The organism is Sporosarcina sp. JAI121 (genome assembly GCF_013408665.1).
Classification (GTDB): Bacteria; Bacillota; Bacilli; order Bacillales_A; family Planococcaceae; genus Sporosarcina.
On the sequence record NZ_JACCCL010000001.1, the window covers coordinates 943,890 to 959,679 of the forward strand.

Sequence of the window (15,790 nt, forward strand, 5' to 3'; positions counted from 1 at the left end):
ATGTCGGACATCCAAGTTTACAAAAAGTCGCCAGCTCAATTTAACTTAGACCAAAGACGTGCACGAAAATCAATGCGCGGTCAGGTTATGATGTTTTCGTTAATGATTTTCATGACGATTATGTCATTTTCAATGGTTATGGCTTACCAAGCTGATGTTGCCGGATTTTCAAAATTCCTGATTATCCCGTCTCTACTGTTATTTGCTGCAGTGCAAGTAGGCCTGCAATTGTATTACTTCATGCATATGAGTGAAGAGGGACATGGTGTTCCCCAAATGTTCATGTATACGGGAGTAGTTCTTTCATTCGCTGTCGTATTGACATTTGTAACAATCGTTTGGTGGTAAAAAATAGTCGTAAAAGCCTGTGGAAGATTTTATTCTCCACAGGCTTTTATTTTTTTATAAACTGTCATAGTTCGTACATTGAGTTACGGCTCCATTCGTTTTATAATGAGGAAAGACTTAATTGAAGGAGCGATGTCAAATGCCTTTAAGCATATTTGGATTCCGGGCTTTATGGAGTCCATGGTTCTTACTATTCATCATACTCGGTATGGCTTTATATTTAATAGTGTCGACGAAAATGCGCCATCGATTTAAAGACACGCATCCGATCACTAAAAAACAGATATTCTTTTTCATGACTGGTATGATTCTGCTCTACGTCGTGAAAGGATCGCCTGTAGATTTACTCGGTCATATCTTATTTTCAATGCATATGGTACAAATGGCAGTTCTATTGCTGATTGTTGCCCCGTTAATCATGATGGGGATACCTAATTGGATGTGGAAAAAGGTTTTTGATGTCAAGATTATTGACAAGCTATTCCGATTCTTCACTAAACCGGTTCTTAGCCTACTGCTTTTCAGCGGGATGTTTTCATTTTATCATTTACCCCTTGTCCTTGATAATGTGAAAATGAGTCTTATCCTTCACTCCATTTTTACGATTACGCTATTTTTTGCAGCTATATTTCTTTGGTGGCCGATCATTAACACATTGGAAGGTCAACCGAAGCTTCATGGCTTGAAAAAAATTGGTTATGTCATATTAAGTGCAATATTAATCACTCCGGCATGTTCTCTCATCATCTTCGTAGATGTACCTGTTTATGAAACATATCAATCCGGTGAAGCATGGTTAAAGGCGATGGCGCTTTGTGTACCTGCAAGCACGCTCTCTGGATTATCGGGATTAGGTATTTCAGGGCCGGAACTATTTACGAATATGCCTACTTTAGTTGATCAACAACTTGGCGGCATTATCATGAAAATAATTCAGGAACTTGTTTATGTCGGTGTTCTGGGTAGCATTTTCATTAAATGGTATAAAGAAGAGCAGGAAAATGCGGACGAAATTACTGCGAAAGCACTTCTCGAACGTCAAAGATTGACGATGCATGGGTAGTTAACTACGTAGGGGTCTTTTTCGTGAAATGGCTTATTTCATCTTTACAATTTGTAAAGGTGAGGATAAGCCATTTTTAATGTATTTCTATATAAATTGAAATAAAGAATCCCTTCAAATCCGTTTCGGCGCTTTGTGGATGCCTCCTCCGATAAGCGAGGGCACTGAAAAAGTCCGGATTCCTTCAATCCCGTTGATTTCCGTTTCGAGCGGACGCTTTCCGCGGGCACGGCTTCAGCCAATCGAACAGCGATGGGTTCGATTTGCCTTAATTTCTGCGTTCTTGGCAGAAATTAAGGCATCCTTCCCTCGTGTTCCCAACGCTAACGCTTTTGGTCGCAAAAGCCGTTCTGCGGAGTCTTCAGCTAAGGAAGAGTGTACTTTCTCTTCCTATCTTTGCCTTCTGTTCCCGCCGGAGTCGAGCGCTTCCACTACAATCAACTAGTTCTTACTATAAACAAGAACTTTTTCAATGGCTTGGCTTAGGGCGGGAGGCATCCCCGAGCGCCGAAGCGTGTATTAACGGAAGCTCCTTATCCCGCTCCGTAGAATAGTGAACATGAACATTCCCAGTGCCTCCAACATACCTACGAAGTAACAGCGCCATAGCGTGTATTATAGGTAATCCTTATTCCACTCTATAATAGTGGATTTTTTCAGTAGCCTCCGATATCCCTGGGAAGAACTAGAGCAGGCGCACTTCGGTGTCAGTAACTGGACACCGGGTAGCCCAAGCCACGTCGGCATTATTCATATGTTCAATATAAATAGATTTTCACATGTAAAAAACACGCAATCATATACAGTGACTGCGTGTTTTTTATTTGCGCCTTTTCAAATCCTGAAATTCATTTTGATAAATCCGGCTTCACGGGCTGTTGTAAACAATATGACGGCTAATGGGCCGATAAAAAATCCGAGGAAGCCGAAAAGCTTCAATCCAATGAACATTGCTATCAGTGTCGGGAGCGGTGATAACCCGATTTGTGACCCCATCACCTTTGGTTCGACAGTTCGTCTTATGACGAGCAGGACAGCTGCTAAAATAGCCAATTGTGTCCCGGTTGCAACATCGCCGCTTATGAATAAATACAGTGACCAAGGTGCAAGAATGATGATTGAACCAAGAATCGGGATGACATCGATTATCCAAATAACAAGCGACATGACGACGGCGTATTTCGGAATTATCAGCAGAAGACCGACGAAAGTGACTGCTAGAATGATAAGACTGACAAGCAGTTGTGCTTTCAAGAATCCGAAAATGACGGAATTCAGACGCGTAATCATAAACCGAACTTTTTCCGCCGTTGCCGTTGTTAAGTGCCTGAATAACAGTCTTTTCAATTCAGGAAGTTCAAGCATAAAGAGGAACAAAGCAATGATGAAGACGATAAAACTGACAAGGAAATTTGGGATATCTGTCATAAGTACCATGATTTTTTCGTAACTGAGTAAATTAAGAATCGATTCCCTTATCGTTTCGAACCCATTCTTGAATTCTTTTTGAATCGCTTTTACAACATCATCTGGCATTCCGGAGGTATATTGAAACAATTTACTTTGCGCATCAATCCATACACCAGATAGCGAATTGAAATAGTCGGGAGCTGCCTTAGTGAAGTCAATAATTTTACCAATCAATCGAGTGACTGTAAAATAGAGAAGGAATGTAATAAATGCTAGGATAAACATGAACACTGAGATGACGGATAGCTTGCGATTCCATTTGAATTTATTTTCAGTGAGTCTAACTAAGGGGTCAATTATCAAAGCGGTTAGAAGGGCTGAAATGATTGGTAATGATACCGGCAATATGAAAATAAGAATCAAGATGATGAAGATTACACTTAGTGTTATGATGAGATTACGTTTCGTAAGCCATTTTGACAAGATCATTCCTCCAGGGTATTCGCTATTTCAATTATAACCAAAATTTAGATGATTGAATAGTAAAGGAGAAGGAAGTTGGTCGATTTTCAGGCTGACAATAAAAAAGACCGGAGAACAGTTAGTCCTCCAGTCTTCAAAATAAAATTATTTCTTCAGGTTATAAGGTTCAAGTGCTGCGCTTACTGCTTTCAGCGTTGCGACACAGTCTTTGACAAGACTTTCAGGGAAATGTTCCCCTTCGCCGTACTCGACGCCGTGTGGATAATAATGTTTGCCCACGACAGGCTTTTTAAGAATCATGGTCGCATTGCGTGTATCGACATCACCATCGGTTGTGTAACTGAATACGCGCAAATAATATGTACCTTCTTTGAGTGTATATTTCTTATCAAATGTAGCTCGTTCATAGTCCCACTGACCTGCACGGACAAGGTCGTGTTTTAACATGATTTCGTCGAGTATCGATAAGTCGGCAACAATGTTTTCAATACCTGTATCTTCAATATACATAGTTTATATCCTCCTTATAAATCGTCCAGCCAATTCCCTATACCTATTTATAATAGAACAAAACACCAACAGTTGCAATGACAACATTGTGTCAAGAGGCGCGGGATTTAAAAAATAATGTAAACCTCAACATTTTTATCAGATTGACGAAGTATAATGGGGGAAGGACCCCAATCAATAATGATTAGCATGTACTAATTGACTACATTAATTACTTGAGGAGGCGGGTAGATACATGAAAGTAATATGGAGAATAATCTTTCTGCTCGTTATCGTCCTTGTGCTATTTTATATAATAGATGATCGAGTTAAGGAAAATAAACCACTGGAATCTCCTGTGAAACATGGGACAGCGATTCCTGTACCCGGAAACGGGGAGGAAATGCCGATGAACCAAGCGGCAAGACCGGAGTCGGGGATCTCTTTGTTTGTAGGGAAAAGCTTGGATGAATTAATTGATGAAATCGGGAAACCCGACCGCATCGAGCCTTCTGATTATGGCTATGATTGGTGGATTTACAATGGTGACCCACAGCTAATGGCGGGAGTGATGGATGGAAAAGTGAATCAGGTCTATACGACGGAATTATCTTCCAATGTAGAGCCTTTTGAAATCGGGCAGGACGTAAAAGACATCTACCGGTTTACTATTGTTGAATCGGAGGTGGGTGTACATATCGGGGAAAGCATTTATACGTTTACACTAAACAGCGAAGATGTGAAAAATCGACTGCTGATTGAATATGAAAATGTCTTTGCGCAGCTTTACATTGATGAGGTGGATGGGGAGTTGGAGGCAATACGTTTCATTGATCCATTCACGCTCGTCCTTCATCAGCCATACGATATGTCGTACATGGGTGAAATCGTCAGCGCGGAACGGCCCTCTTCAACAAAACAGATGGAAGTAGATCGGGCTATGGAACGTCAAATTAGTGAATTAACAAACCTTTACCGAAAAAATCATGGAGTAAATGAAGTATTGAACGATTACGGCCTTTCAGAAGTGGCACGAAAACATAGTAAAGATATGGCGCTTGAAAATTATTTTTCCCATGAATCTCCTGTGACCGGTAATCTTGCGGATAGGTTGAAAGAAGAAGAAATCGAGCATCGCAAAGCAAGGGAAAATATCGCTTTTAACTACGTAGATGCAATAGAAGCAGTTCATGGCTGGCTTAATTCGTCCGACCACCGTGAAGTATTGCTTGAAAAGGATGTCACACATCTTGGCACGGGGGCATATGGCAAGTATTATACACAAGTTCTAGTGCGCTTAGCTGAAGAAGAAAAGAGACAGCAATGAATGACATTGCTGTCTAAGGTGTTACCCATGTTCCCGTCTCTGTCCCGGCGATACCTCTGATGTAAAGGGGTGTCGCCGTTTTTAGGGCATGGAGCGCTGCACGTTTCTGAATGATCGGTCTATCGCAATCCAACAAAGGAATAAATTCTTTCAACTTCAGCACGTCATGTTTGCGTGGATTCTCGACCTCGCGCGGATCGTGGGTCATTACACCGGGGACATCTTTGAAAAACTCGGCATGGGAGGCGTGGAGTGCACCTGCGAGAGCGATAGCAGACAGATCGCTGCCCCCTCTCCCGAGTGTCATGACCTGACCATTTTCCGCTACACCTTGAAAGCCCGGAATGATTACACAGTGGGTCCTTTCAAGGCTTTTTATTATTGACGAAGTATCGATGCGTGTAATTGTTCCATCGCCAAAATCACCTGCAGTCATTATGCCGGCTTGAGCGCCATGGAGGACAGTGTTTACGATGCCTGCCCGTTCTAACTCGGCGGATAACACTGCTGCTGCTATGAGTTCGCCGCAAGACGCCGCAAGATCGCTTGCTGCAGTCGAAGAGGAAAAAGCGTCTGTCAGCTGAAGGAGGCTGTCCGTCGAGTAAGGGTCACCATAACGCCCAATTGCGGAGACGACAACGACGACGTCCCCAAACTCTTTTAAACCATTTTTTATATGGTTGATGCAATTCAATCTCATTGCCTGGTCTTTCACTGCAACACCACCGAATTTCTGGATGATCATAAAGGCTCCCAACTTTCTTCGTGACGTTCATTGAGTTCTTTTCATACGATAAAGTATGTTCGCTCTCAATATATTCGTTTTCGCAGAAAAATGTTCGGGAAGGAGAGAGTGGTGCTGTATTTAACGGAACTAATAAAAAACTGGCCCTGTACAGTCAGTGGTGGGGAACTCAGAACTGTCGTCACGGGAATAACTGAAAATTCTTCACGGGTGAAAAGCGGCTACATTTTTGTAGCGAGGCGGGGCGGTCACTACGACGGAGCGTTATATATCAAAAAAGCGATTGAACAAGGCGCTGCAGCTATCGTTATTGATCGAACAGATGTAATCGGAATTCCAGCGGGTGTTGTTGTCATCATCGTTCCGGATTGTAGAGTTTTTCTGTCACATGCGAGTGCGCGGTTGGCGGGCAATCCGGCAGAACGGTTGAAAGTGATAGCAGTGACCGGAACGAATGGAAAGACTACGGTCACTCACTTCATCGGCCAGTTATTGAAGGAACTTGGAAAAAAGGCGGCTGTCATCGGTACAACAGGTATTTTTATTGACGGAGTAAAAATTGACTATGATGGTCCGCAAATGACAACTTTGCCTGCGGAATATCTTCATTCGTTATTACAAAGATGTGAAAATGAAAAAGTCACTCATATAGTCCTTGAAGCTTCTTCGCTTGGACTGTCTACGAACCGCTTGGATCATTGTGCAATCGACATCGGCATCTTGTTGAATATTGGGACTGATCATTATGAAGAGCATGGCGGCAAGACTTGTTATGTCAATGCGAAAAAGCGTTTATTCGGGATGGTGAAAACGGCCATCGTCAACAAAGATGACGGAGAATGTGTAGAAATGGCTAAAAGCGCACCTGTGCCGGTTGTTTATTTTGGGACTGATCCAGCTGCGGATATACAGGTGCCGTACTTGCAGATGAACCCCATGATTCCGGGGCATTATAATCGATTGAATGCATTAGCGGCAATCAGTGCACTTTTAATCCTCGGGTACACGGTTGACGAGGTTGTGCCACGCTGTGGAGTACTGCAACTTCCCGAAGGCCGCTTGCAACGATTAGAGCGGGATGGTATACAGGTATATGTCGATTATGCACATACACCTGATGCGTTGGAAGCGGTTTTGAGGACATTGGCAAATTCGTGTTATGGGAAACTGATTACGGTATTTGGATGTGGCGGTCAGCGAGACAAAGGGAAAAGGGCCGAGATGGGAGAGCTCGCGGTCCTTTATTCATCCAGTGTCATCGTCACTTCGGATAATCCGAGAAATGAAGATCCTGATGCGATTGTAAGGGACATCATGGAAGGTTTTGGAGGGGATTGTTCGGCTATCGAAGCGGTGCTTGACCGGAAATATGCAATTAGAAAAGCTGTTTTCTGCGCGGCTCCGGGAGACGTCGTCCTGATAGCGGGAAAAGGACATGAGAAAACGCAGCACACTGCGGATGGTCTGATTCCTTTTTCGGATATTGAAGAAGCGGGGAAAGCCCTTTCTGAAAAAACCTTTCTGGATATCAGGGGAATTAATAGTGAATAAGTGCATCTAACCCCTTTTTTCTGGTATGATATGTTTGGATTGGAGGGGATCATTCACATGATGACAGACGAATGGATCACCATCATTGAACATGCTGAAGAACTGACTGAAATGCTGCTTTCTTCGGAGGCGGTGGCTGATTACCGCAAAGCCTACAATGATGTCTATTCGGACACCGAACTTGTGAAGGAAATTCAAGAGTTCACGTCCATGAAAGAAAGATATGAAGAAGTCCAACGATTCGGAAGATATCATCCGGATTATAATATAGTAATGAAAAGTATCCGTGTACAAAAACGTGCGCTGGATATGAACGAACGGGTTGCGGAGCTTCGATTGACCGAGAACGATGTTCAATATATATTGGACGAAATCGGCTCCATCATTGCAAAGTCCGTTTCAGACGAAGTGAAAGTTCCGGCCGGCAGCGCATTCTTTTCTGACTCTTCTTGTGGAGGAAGCTGTGGAACCGGGGGAGGTTGTTCCTGCTCGGCGTAAGTCGAACAACGCTTGGAAACATCATAGGGAATCACTTGTCTTCGAAAAGAAAAAGGTTGCATGCACGTCGGATTCCCGGCGTACATGCAACCTTTTTCTATTCCTAATTATCAATGTTCTCCGAAACAATCTCCATTGCAGGAGTCGGACGGTCAGTGATGAAGCCTGCCGCTCCCGCATGCAAAAGTTTGATGAAAGAGGTTTTCTCATTGACGTCTTCAAAATAAACCGGAACGTTCGTTTCCGACAATAAAGTAATGAACCCTTCAGTGCCTAGTGGAAACAACCCAATTTTTTCCGGAATCCTGAAAAGGTCGGCCCGCGGACTATATAGATGTCCGAACATACTCGTGAACGCGGCATAAGCTCTTTTCACTTCATTATCGCCCGCACCTGTTGCTACCCTGTTTTGGGCATATAAGTTGAATCTGTCTGTCTGTTCGTCATATGGACTAGTCACAACAACGCAATCTTCAGCCCCGAGTTCTTCCAGAAGCCGCCAAAGTTTGGATGGCATCAAGCTTCCCTCATAGGTATCCGGAGAATCCTTCAGATTTAAGACGATTAACATATGTGGAAACAACTGGATTAGTTCACGGAGAGTAAGAACTTTTTCCTCTTTTCCACGATAGGGGTATTGTCCGGTCTCATCTTCAAAATGATAGCCTGCATCAGCCATTTTCAATTCACTGAGCGTATAGTCGGCGATCCTTCCGGAGAAATCTGTTGTCCGATCTGCAAATTCATCGTGGAAGACAATGATTTCTTCATCCTTGGTTAACCGGATATCGACCGCGAATCCATGTACTCCGAGGTCAGCTGCCTTGGAAAATGCCGCCAATGTGTGTTCCGGTGCTTCGGCCATACCACCTCGATGAGCAAGAACGACAGGTTTATCGAAAGCAAGTGCTTTCTTGCCTTCGCGCGATAGTGGTTTTGCAACAGCCTTCGAAGCAGCCCATGCAGCAACACCGGCGGCACCTACTGTGAGGGCCACGTTTGTTTTTCTACCCATTCAGGAACCTCCCTGTAAAATTAAATATTTTTTATGATTATCCTGATTTCAATTGTTTTTTTTATTATAGGGCAAAAGTTTGACGTTGTCAGCAATGTTCAGTGTCTAGCGGGCGATTTTTGCCTTTCTATTGTTGCAGCCCTTTTCGCACCTATGGTATTGTATGGGTTAGGAAAAGAGGGGAAATCTATGATCGATCGTCAAGGAATCATTGTCTATCTTCACCATTTGAAACAAGCGAAATCATTTCGTAAGTATGGCCACGTCCATTATATATCACGAACGATGAAGTATGTCGTCCTATATTGCAATATGGATGATGTCGAAACGATCATGGGGAAAATTGAACGTCTTCCATCCGTGAAAAAAGTTTTGCCCTCGTATCGTCCGTTAGTGAAAACGGAATTTGAAAACGCTAAACCTGATAGAGCGAAAGAATATGACTATAAAACAGGATTATAAAAATTATCTTAACGGGGGGAGTAGTTTATTCATGCGCAAGATCCCGGTTGTGTATTGAAAGAACAACTCCCGTTCCGCAAATTCTGAAGAGTTTTTCAACTCGACATAGACAGGTGTGCTGCCGGCTTTTTCTGCCGCATCTTCAAATAGTAACCTTCTTTTCGATTTGTCGTCGCCTTGCTGTATAATTCCTTCTCTGCAAATGTAAACGGGCATAAACTGACCGTCATTCACAGGGTTGAAAGATGCTGCCAGCGATAGGGCATGACCAGCCGGGGTTTCTGAGGATAAGATAAATGTCTTGTCCAAGCGGGCGCTATTCGTTCTAATTAGTTCACATAATTCGTAAACGTCACCATAACCTTGTCCGAGTTCTATAAATCGTTGATTTAATATCATACATAACCACTACCTTTCTGAATATGTAAATCTACAATCATCATACCATTCCGAATGCGGTGGCGCATTCATCAAATCATGCCGCGGGGTGTCATATTTTGAATTTTATCGGGAAGATACTGCTCATTCTGCTGATTGTCAATGGTCTTTTAATTTATACGCAATATAGTCAGGCGGAGGGCGGAGATGTCATAGGAAAGGATGTTGAATCCTATTCTCAAGACATTGAAGTGATCAACCGTCCGGACGCGCTTCATATTAGGCATCATTTTAGAGGGTTATCCAATGTGCGCCGTGAAATTGTCTGGCCGGAAAAGAGCATCAACCGTTCATGTTACCTAGCAGACGCATCTACCTGTAACCGATTGGACGAAAATTCCACGGCGTTTCTCGAAGGGGACAATGATCGCCAGTCCATTTCGTATGACATACCCAAAACGGGGACCGTTAAAAAGACCGCTCTATTTAACGCCCCTTTTGCTTCACTTTATGACTCTTCTGTAGTGTACACTTACTTCCATATGACGGATGAAACTGGTATCGGCGGATTATGGGTGAATGGCCTAGAACAGGTCGGTGAAAAAGAAATGACGAATATAAATTATGCATTATTTCGTGGTTCAGGTGAGGTCAATGATCTGTATTGGCAAAAAAACAACCTGCCTCTTTTTTATGCGGGGGATAGATTAACTGTTTTTGGAAAAGGCGGCGACACCAAGCGGCTGGTAGAAGTTGATAAAGCGCTTAAGGCGGTAGATGCAAATCATTCGGCAGTTGTAATCGATAATTCAAATCCGCCTGTCCATTCCGACAGATTCATCGTTTCGGATAATACGGATGTTGTGGAGGTGTCTGACCGGCTTCTGACGATGGCTATGTATGAACGGTATAGTATTCAGCCCAAGGAACAGCTGACTGCCGAGGTGATCGCCTCAATTCTTGGCGGAAAACCGGTGGGCTCGAAAAAATCGCGTGAAATGTATCACATGCTTACCGAAACAATCAGTAAGGAAGAACTTGGCGAGTTACGAGCTCTATTAAGCGACTTGTCGAGTCGGGAAATCAATGCAACTGTTTTGGACGAACTAGCTGGCGAAGTGATAGGATTTAAGACAACCTTTTTCACCCGAAATAACCAAGGTGATGCGGTTGGTCATCCATTCTTGATTGAAGACCCGCGAAAAGTATCTTTCGAAGGGAAAGACTTCTCGGATATTCAAGTTATTTTAAGAGAAGGAAAAACACTTTATCCTGCCAAAAAAGTATTGAAATTGGCGGGTTATAAAGTTTCCTCAAATGAACGATCGATATATATTAATAATAAAATCAGGAAATTCAGGTTTCCGCTGAACGATTTTTTTTACGTTTACAATGAACATAGATACGATGTCGTGACGATGCCATTCGAAATACTGGAAAATGATTTTTATTTCGAGGAGAGTTGGTTTAAGCGTTTATTTCTTCTCAGTATCGAGAAAACGGCGGATACGATTGAAATCAGGAGAATTTCTACACTGCTGGAGGAGGAAAAAGACAATTGAGAATCGTTGCTGGGACAAGAAAAGGAATTCCCTTGAAGTCCTTACAGGGCACAGATACGCGCCCGACATCCGATAAAGTGAAAGAATCCGTATTCAATATGATCGGACCTTATTTTGACGGGGGAATCGCTGTCGAATTGTTCGGCGGCAGCGGTTCTCTTTCCCTAGAGGCTTTGTCGAGGGGAGTGGACGAGGCATATATATTCGAGAAAAATATGAAGGCCTGCGCTATCATTAAGACGAATGCGGAAAAGTGCCGCTTTTCGGAGGAACTACATATCCAGCGTGCGGATGCGAGAAACGCCGTCAAAATCTTGCAAACAAAAGGAAAGAAAGCGGACCTGCTTTTTATCGACCCTCCCTATGCAGAAAAGAAATTTTACGATCTTGCGCAGGATTTTGCGGATAGTTGCCTTCTTTCCGATAGCGCTATCATCGTATGTGAACATGAAAAGAAGTTAGTATTACCTGAAATGTTTGGGGCATATCACAAGAGAAAAAATGCAGTGTATGGAAATAGTGCTGTATCTATTTATGGGAAGTGAGGTTTCAATAATGTCGAAAATTGCAGTTGTACCGGGAAGTTTTGATCCGCTAACTAACGGACACCTTGATATCATAAAGAGAGCGGCAAGGGTTTTTGGTGAAGTAAGGGTCGCGGTTATGAATAATTCGTCGAAGAATTCATTGTTCACCGTTGAAGAACGGATGGCATTGATTGCAGAAGTAACTGCCGCGTTGCCGAACGTTAAAGTGGAGTCGTCTTCCGGTTTGCTTGTCGATTATGCAAAAAAAATAAAGGCATCTGCAATTGTTCGCGGATTGCGGGCTGTTTCCGATTTTGAATACGAAATGCAAATTACCTCTATGAACCGATATCTTGACGAAAGCATTGAAACCTTTTTCATCATGACGAATAATCAGTACTCGTTTCTCAGTTCGAGTATCGTCAAAGAGGTGGCAAAGTATGGCGGTTCCATTTCCGGACTTGTTCCGCTTCAAGTTGAAGAGGCATTGAAAAAGAAATATGAAGCATACTAAAACTATTATGGTTATGATGAAATCGAAATTTCGTCATAACCATTTTTGTTAATATAAAAAATAGAAAATAATTGGAACAAAAATGACACTCCAGATTCGTCCCATTAAGTATGGAGTCATGGGGATATTTTGGGTTTTTGCGATAACAAAGACTTGCATATGGATACTTAGTCCATTCAGGGAGATGATGGCGGCGATAAGGTATGGGAAAATCGGCATACCATAAAAATGATCAGTTGCAGACTGGACTCCGGACGTCATTTCAAAAATGGCCAAGGCGAATGTTTTTGTAATCCCCATCTCCACTGTGAATACGGAAGTGAAGGCGGTCGAAAGAATAGTGCCAAGTGATGAAAAGAAAATGACTGTCGTTGCAACAAGGATGATTATCGTTGAACTTTCTTTGATGGCGTCAAGAAGCGGCATTCCTTTTTCTTTTTTTGGAAGTTGAGAGAGAGAGTTATCTTTGTTATCTCCTTGATGCAGAAATAAAAGGGCGATAAGAAAAAAGATGATATTCGCGATGTGGATGGCTATAAGCAGCTTCCATCCGGCACTGACGTCTCCAAATAGTTCCGTCCCGACGAAACCGATGATGAACATTGGACCCGGTGCATGACATGCAGCAACAAGCAATCCGCTTTGCCTCTGAGATAGTTCACCATTTTTCAACATTTCGGTTACTGTTACTGCGCCGACCGGGAATCCGCCGAACGATCCAAGTACGTATGCTTTCATGAACCGTCTCCACTTCGGTGTTTTTTGCGGGCGGTCCGGCATTTTCAAAAGCCACTGTGTCAAAATGATATAGGGAAGCAAATATGGAAGAAGCGCATGGATAAATAACTGGGCTCCCGCTTCAGCTCCGTCATGAGCAATATCGGGCTGCACGATGAACAAAATGATAAGGCCCCAAATGATTGCAAGGATCATCATATTATAAAGGCGTGCATGTGTTTCATTGACCACGCACTCCGCTCCTTTCACTTTCCGACAAAATTGCTATCATTTTGTCGGGATTTCTTTTGTAAGTCATTTTTTGGTGCTACACTTATATATATGTGAAGAAAGTACAGGCTATTAACGGAGGTGTTCGTGATTTGAAAAAGAAACGACTCAGTTTGATAGGAGTGATACTGGTTATAACAGCTATTCTGCTCGTTTATCCATTGGACTCTTATATTTCTTCGCCGGGTGGTACATATAACTTGGATCCGTTAGTGGAAGTTGAAGGCGGAGATGAAAATGACATTGGCACGTTCAGCCTGATGACGATTTCCGTTGCAAAAGCGACTCCGGTTTCCTATGTACTATCGAAGTTTTCGGATAAGAAAAAGCTTCTTCCTCCTGAGAAAGTTAGAAGGGAAGGCGAGAACGATAAAGAATATAATATCCGTCAGAAAAAACTGATGACGAGTTCCCAGTTCAATGCAATTACGGTGGCTTTTGAAAAGGTCGGTCTTCCCGTTGACATCCAATTTGATGGAGTCTTTGTCATGATGGTCCTCGAAGGAGGCGCATCCGAAGGTATATTGGAACTCGGAGATAGGATCCGTGCAGTCGACGGTGTGAAATTGAAGGAATCGGGACAATTCTTTACGCTTATCGGCGATAAGAAATTGGGTGACGAAGTGGACCTCACTTTGGAGAGGGACGGCAAGACGCTCGATTTCACGGTGGAATTGAAGGAGTTGCCTGACAGTGACGGTCGGGCCGGGCTTGGTGTCCGGTTTGAAGAGGATAGAACGCTTGTGACTGAGCCGGAAGTCGATTTCAAAACATCGAATATCGGCGGTCCGTCTGCGGGACTGATGTTTACACTTGAGATTATGAATAAGCTGCTCGACGAAGACCTTACAAAAGGATATAAAATCGCAGGTACGGGCGAAATGTTGGAAGATGGAACAGTTGGAAGGATCGGGGGAGCGGATTTTAAAGTGATAGCCGCATCCCGCCAAGACGTGGAAATTTTCTTTGCACCAGCGGATGATTTGCCTGACGAAGTACGGGCGGCGAACCCTGGGATAGTAACAAATTATGAAGAGGCCGTGGAAATGGCAGAAAAAATCGGTACGAAAATGAAAATCGTACCGGTGAAATCGGTGGATGATGCGCTTGACTATCTGGCGGCATTGAAGGAAAAATAAATGAATTTCACGAGATGATGATCGGATGAGTCTCATAATCAAGGCCGATTCTTGAACGGGAATCCTCATTATCGATTCCTAGCGCGTACATATCAGCTGCGTGGATATCGAAATCCAATGAAGGATGTGAAAAGGCTGCTGCTTTGCTAATTAAAGGAAGCTTCAGCCTTTTTTTATGTTCATTAAGATAAAGTCTTCCGGCAGACGTCATACCGAGCAGGCGTAAATAGGATGGTGTTGGCATCTTGTTGCGTATTTCGTATGTGAATCCGGTGAATATATGAGTCAGCATGCGCTGGATGCGGGTCCAGGTATACCGTTTGGATTTCACTTCGGTCATGAAGCCGTCAAATGACTTGTTATTGGCTGCCGCACGGTATAACAAGTTCTCGATCCCTTCAGTTACGTCCGCAATCATAGCAAGGCGTTCAGGACCTTCCCGTAAAATCGTGAATCGGAGTTGGGGATAGAAAGAAGACCAATTGCCGAATAACTGACTTTCCGCTTGCCAATCCAGGAGGCTAATGCGGGTCGTGTCGGGTATGAAATCCGTAACCGAGCTAATTGTATCCGACCCGAAAAAGGATTTTCTGATCCCGGTTGCACTGGCAATCCGGTTCCCTTTAACCGCATCATCATGATACTGGGCGACGATACGTGGAATAGTAACTGCTTTCATCCGGGAGCCGATTGCGTCAGCCGCTTCCAAGTAATGAAATCCTAAAATGTTATTCGGTTTTGAGAGATCGGCAAGCGGTCCTTCGATTGCAGAGGCATCGGAAGCCGCAAGATAAGCTTCATTCAACGCCTTTGGATAACTGAGACCTCGGCCGACGGCTTCTTTAATCATACCTTCATATTCTTCCCCGGCTTGTTGAAGGAGAAGAAGACTATTTTCGAACGGTTCAATGGCACCATCTTCACTGCCGAAACAGAATGCGCTGCACTGAACGGCGTCCAATAGCTGTATGGCGCCGCGGGCGAAAGTAGGAGCATTAGCGGTCGCAAAAGCATAAGGAAGCTCCACAACTATGTCTATGCCGTTGTGCAATGCCATGGATGCACGAGTCCATTTATCGACAAACGCGGGTTCTCCCCGTTGAAGGAAGTTTCCACTCATGACGGCAATGACAATATCTGCTTCAGTCATTTTTTTAGCTTGTTGTGCATGGTGAAGATGACCGTTGTGAAACGGGTTATATTCGACAATGATTCCTGAAGCTTTCAAATCCATCACTCCTTTGCTATAATGAATATTAATTATACCTATG

At 43.4% G+C, this 15,790-nt stretch carries 17 protein-coding genes; 10 read left to right on the forward strand and 7 right to left on the reverse strand.

The genetic code is table 11. The annotated features are described in order from the left end of the window. Both HDC33_RS04405 and ctaG read left to right on the forward strand, forming a co-directional pair. Window positions 1–348, forward strand: a complete 348-nt coding sequence (locus tag HDC33_RS04405) for a cytochrome C oxidase subunit IV family protein (RefSeq protein WP_179391285.1) — start codon at window positions 1–3, stop codon at window positions 346–348. Between the two features lie 139 nt (window positions 349–487). Continuing rightward, window positions 488–1,411, forward strand: a complete 924-nt coding sequence (gene ctaG, locus HDC33_RS04410; RefSeq protein ID WP_179391286.1) for a cytochrome c oxidase assembly factor CtaG — start codon at window positions 488–490, stop codon at window positions 1,409–1,411. 834 nt (window positions 1,412–2,245) lie between these two features. Here ctaG and ytvI read toward each other — a convergent pair. Both ytvI and HDC33_RS04420 read right to left on the reverse strand, forming a co-directional pair. Next, on the reverse strand, window positions 2,246–3,304 hold the full coding sequence (gene ytvI, locus HDC33_RS04415) for a sporulation integral membrane protein YtvI (RefSeq protein ID WP_255457302.1): 1,059 nt from the start codon (window positions 3,302–3,304) through the stop codon (window positions 2,246–2,248). Window positions 3,305–3,448: 144 nt separating this feature from the next. Further along, a complete protein-coding gene (locus HDC33_RS04420; protein ID WP_179391288.1) occupies window positions 3,449–3,814 on the reverse strand; it encodes a YugN family protein in 366 nt (121 codons plus the stop codon). 235 nt (window positions 3,815–4,049) lie between these two features. Here HDC33_RS04420 and HDC33_RS04425 point away from each other — a divergent pair, with 235 nt between their 5' ends. Then, window positions 4,050–5,120 carry a CAP domain-containing protein gene (locus HDC33_RS04425; RefSeq protein ID WP_179391289.1) on the forward strand — a complete coding sequence of 357 codons (1,071 nt, stop codon included), beginning with the start codon at window positions 4,050–4,052 and terminating at the stop codon, window positions 5,118–5,120. Between the two features lie 13 nt (window positions 5,121–5,133). Here HDC33_RS04425 and HDC33_RS04430 read toward each other — a convergent pair whose 3' ends face one another. Next, complete coding sequence (locus HDC33_RS04430; protein WP_179391290.1) at window positions 5,134–5,865, reverse strand: amino acid kinase family protein; 732 nt, start codon at window positions 5,863–5,865, stop codon at window positions 5,134–5,136. 108 nt (window positions 5,866–5,973) lie between these two features. On the opposite strand from HDC33_RS04430, the gene HDC33_RS04435 reads away from it, so the two are divergent. Both HDC33_RS04435 and HDC33_RS04440 read left to right on the forward strand, forming a co-directional pair. Continuing rightward, window positions 5,974–7,416 (forward strand): UDP-N-acetylmuramoyl-L-alanyl-D-glutamate--2,6-diaminopimelate ligase, encoded by a 1,443-nt coding sequence (locus tag HDC33_RS04435; protein ID WP_179391291.1) that lies wholly within the window; start codon window positions 5,974–5,976, stop codon window positions 7,414–7,416. Window positions 7,417–7,473: 57 nt separating this feature from the next. Then, a complete protein-coding gene (locus HDC33_RS04440) occupies window positions 7,474–7,914 on the forward strand; it encodes a YlbF/YmcA family competence regulator (protein ID WP_179391292.1) in 441 nt (146 codons plus the stop codon). Between the two features lie 103 nt (window positions 7,915–8,017). Here HDC33_RS04440 and HDC33_RS04445 read toward each other — a convergent pair whose 3' ends face one another. Continuing rightward, on the reverse strand, window positions 8,018–8,929 hold the full coding sequence (locus tag HDC33_RS04445) for a glycerophosphodiester phosphodiesterase family protein (RefSeq protein ID WP_179391293.1): 912 nt from the start codon (window positions 8,927–8,929) through the stop codon (window positions 8,018–8,020). A 189-nt stretch (window positions 8,930–9,118) separates the two neighbouring features. On the opposite strand from HDC33_RS04445, the gene HDC33_RS04450 reads away from it, so the two are divergent. Further along, window positions 9,119–9,391: a YlbG family protein gene (locus tag HDC33_RS04450; RefSeq protein ID WP_179391294.1), complete on the forward strand. Its 273-nt coding sequence runs from the start codon at window positions 9,119–9,121 to the stop codon at window positions 9,389–9,391. A gap of 3 nt (window positions 9,392–9,394) precedes the next feature. On the opposite strand, the gene HDC33_RS04455 is transcribed toward HDC33_RS04450, so the two are convergent. Further along, window positions 9,395–9,790 carry a DUF7147 family protein gene (locus HDC33_RS04455; protein WP_179391295.1) on the reverse strand — a complete coding sequence of 132 codons (396 nt, stop codon included), beginning with the start codon at window positions 9,788–9,790 and terminating at the stop codon, window positions 9,395–9,397. Window positions 9,791–9,888: 98 nt separating this feature from the next. On the opposite strand from HDC33_RS04455, the gene HDC33_RS04460 reads away from it, so the two are divergent. From HDC33_RS04460 to coaD, 3 genes are read left to right on the forward strand one after another with little or no spacing between them, the layout of a single operon-like run. Continuing rightward, window positions 9,889–11,331 (forward strand): hypothetical protein, encoded by a 1,443-nt coding sequence (locus HDC33_RS04460; RefSeq protein WP_179391296.1) that lies wholly within the window; start codon window positions 9,889–9,891, stop codon window positions 11,329–11,331. After that, window positions 11,328–11,876: a 16S rRNA (guanine(966)-N(2))-methyltransferase RsmD gene (rsmD, locus tag HDC33_RS04465; RefSeq protein WP_179391297.1), complete on the forward strand. Its 549-nt coding sequence runs from the start codon at window positions 11,328–11,330 to the stop codon at window positions 11,874–11,876. The genes HDC33_RS04460 and rsmD overlap by 4 nt, the downstream gene beginning before the upstream one ends. A gap of 10 nt (window positions 11,877–11,886) precedes the next feature. Then, window positions 11,887–12,372, forward strand: coding sequence for a pantetheine-phosphate adenylyltransferase (gene coaD, locus HDC33_RS04470; RefSeq protein ID WP_179391298.1), 486 nt, complete (start codon window positions 11,887–11,889; stop codon window positions 12,370–12,372). Between the two features lie 48 nt (window positions 12,373–12,420). Here the strand turns inward: coaD and HDC33_RS04475 are convergent, their stop codons facing one another. After that, the gene (locus HDC33_RS04475) at window positions 12,421–13,341 is read right to left on the reverse strand and encodes a hypothetical protein (protein ID WP_179391299.1); all 921 of its coding nucleotides are present in this window, start codon (window positions 13,339–13,341) and stop codon (window positions 12,421–12,423) included. A 131-nt stretch (window positions 13,342–13,472) separates the two neighbouring features. Here HDC33_RS04475 and HDC33_RS04480 point away from each other — a divergent pair, with 131 nt between their 5' ends. Further along, entirely contained in the window at window positions 13,473–14,519 is a 1,047-nt protein-coding gene (locus HDC33_RS04480) for a SepM family pheromone-processing serine protease (protein WP_179391300.1), read from the forward strand. 7 nt (window positions 14,520–14,526) lie between these two features. On the opposite strand, the gene HDC33_RS04485 is transcribed toward HDC33_RS04480, so the two are convergent. Continuing rightward, window positions 14,527–15,753, reverse strand: coding sequence for a nucleotidyltransferase (locus tag HDC33_RS04485; protein WP_370457404.1), 1,227 nt, complete (start codon window positions 15,751–15,753; stop codon window positions 14,527–14,529). Window positions 15,754–15,790 lie beyond the last annotated feature (37 nt).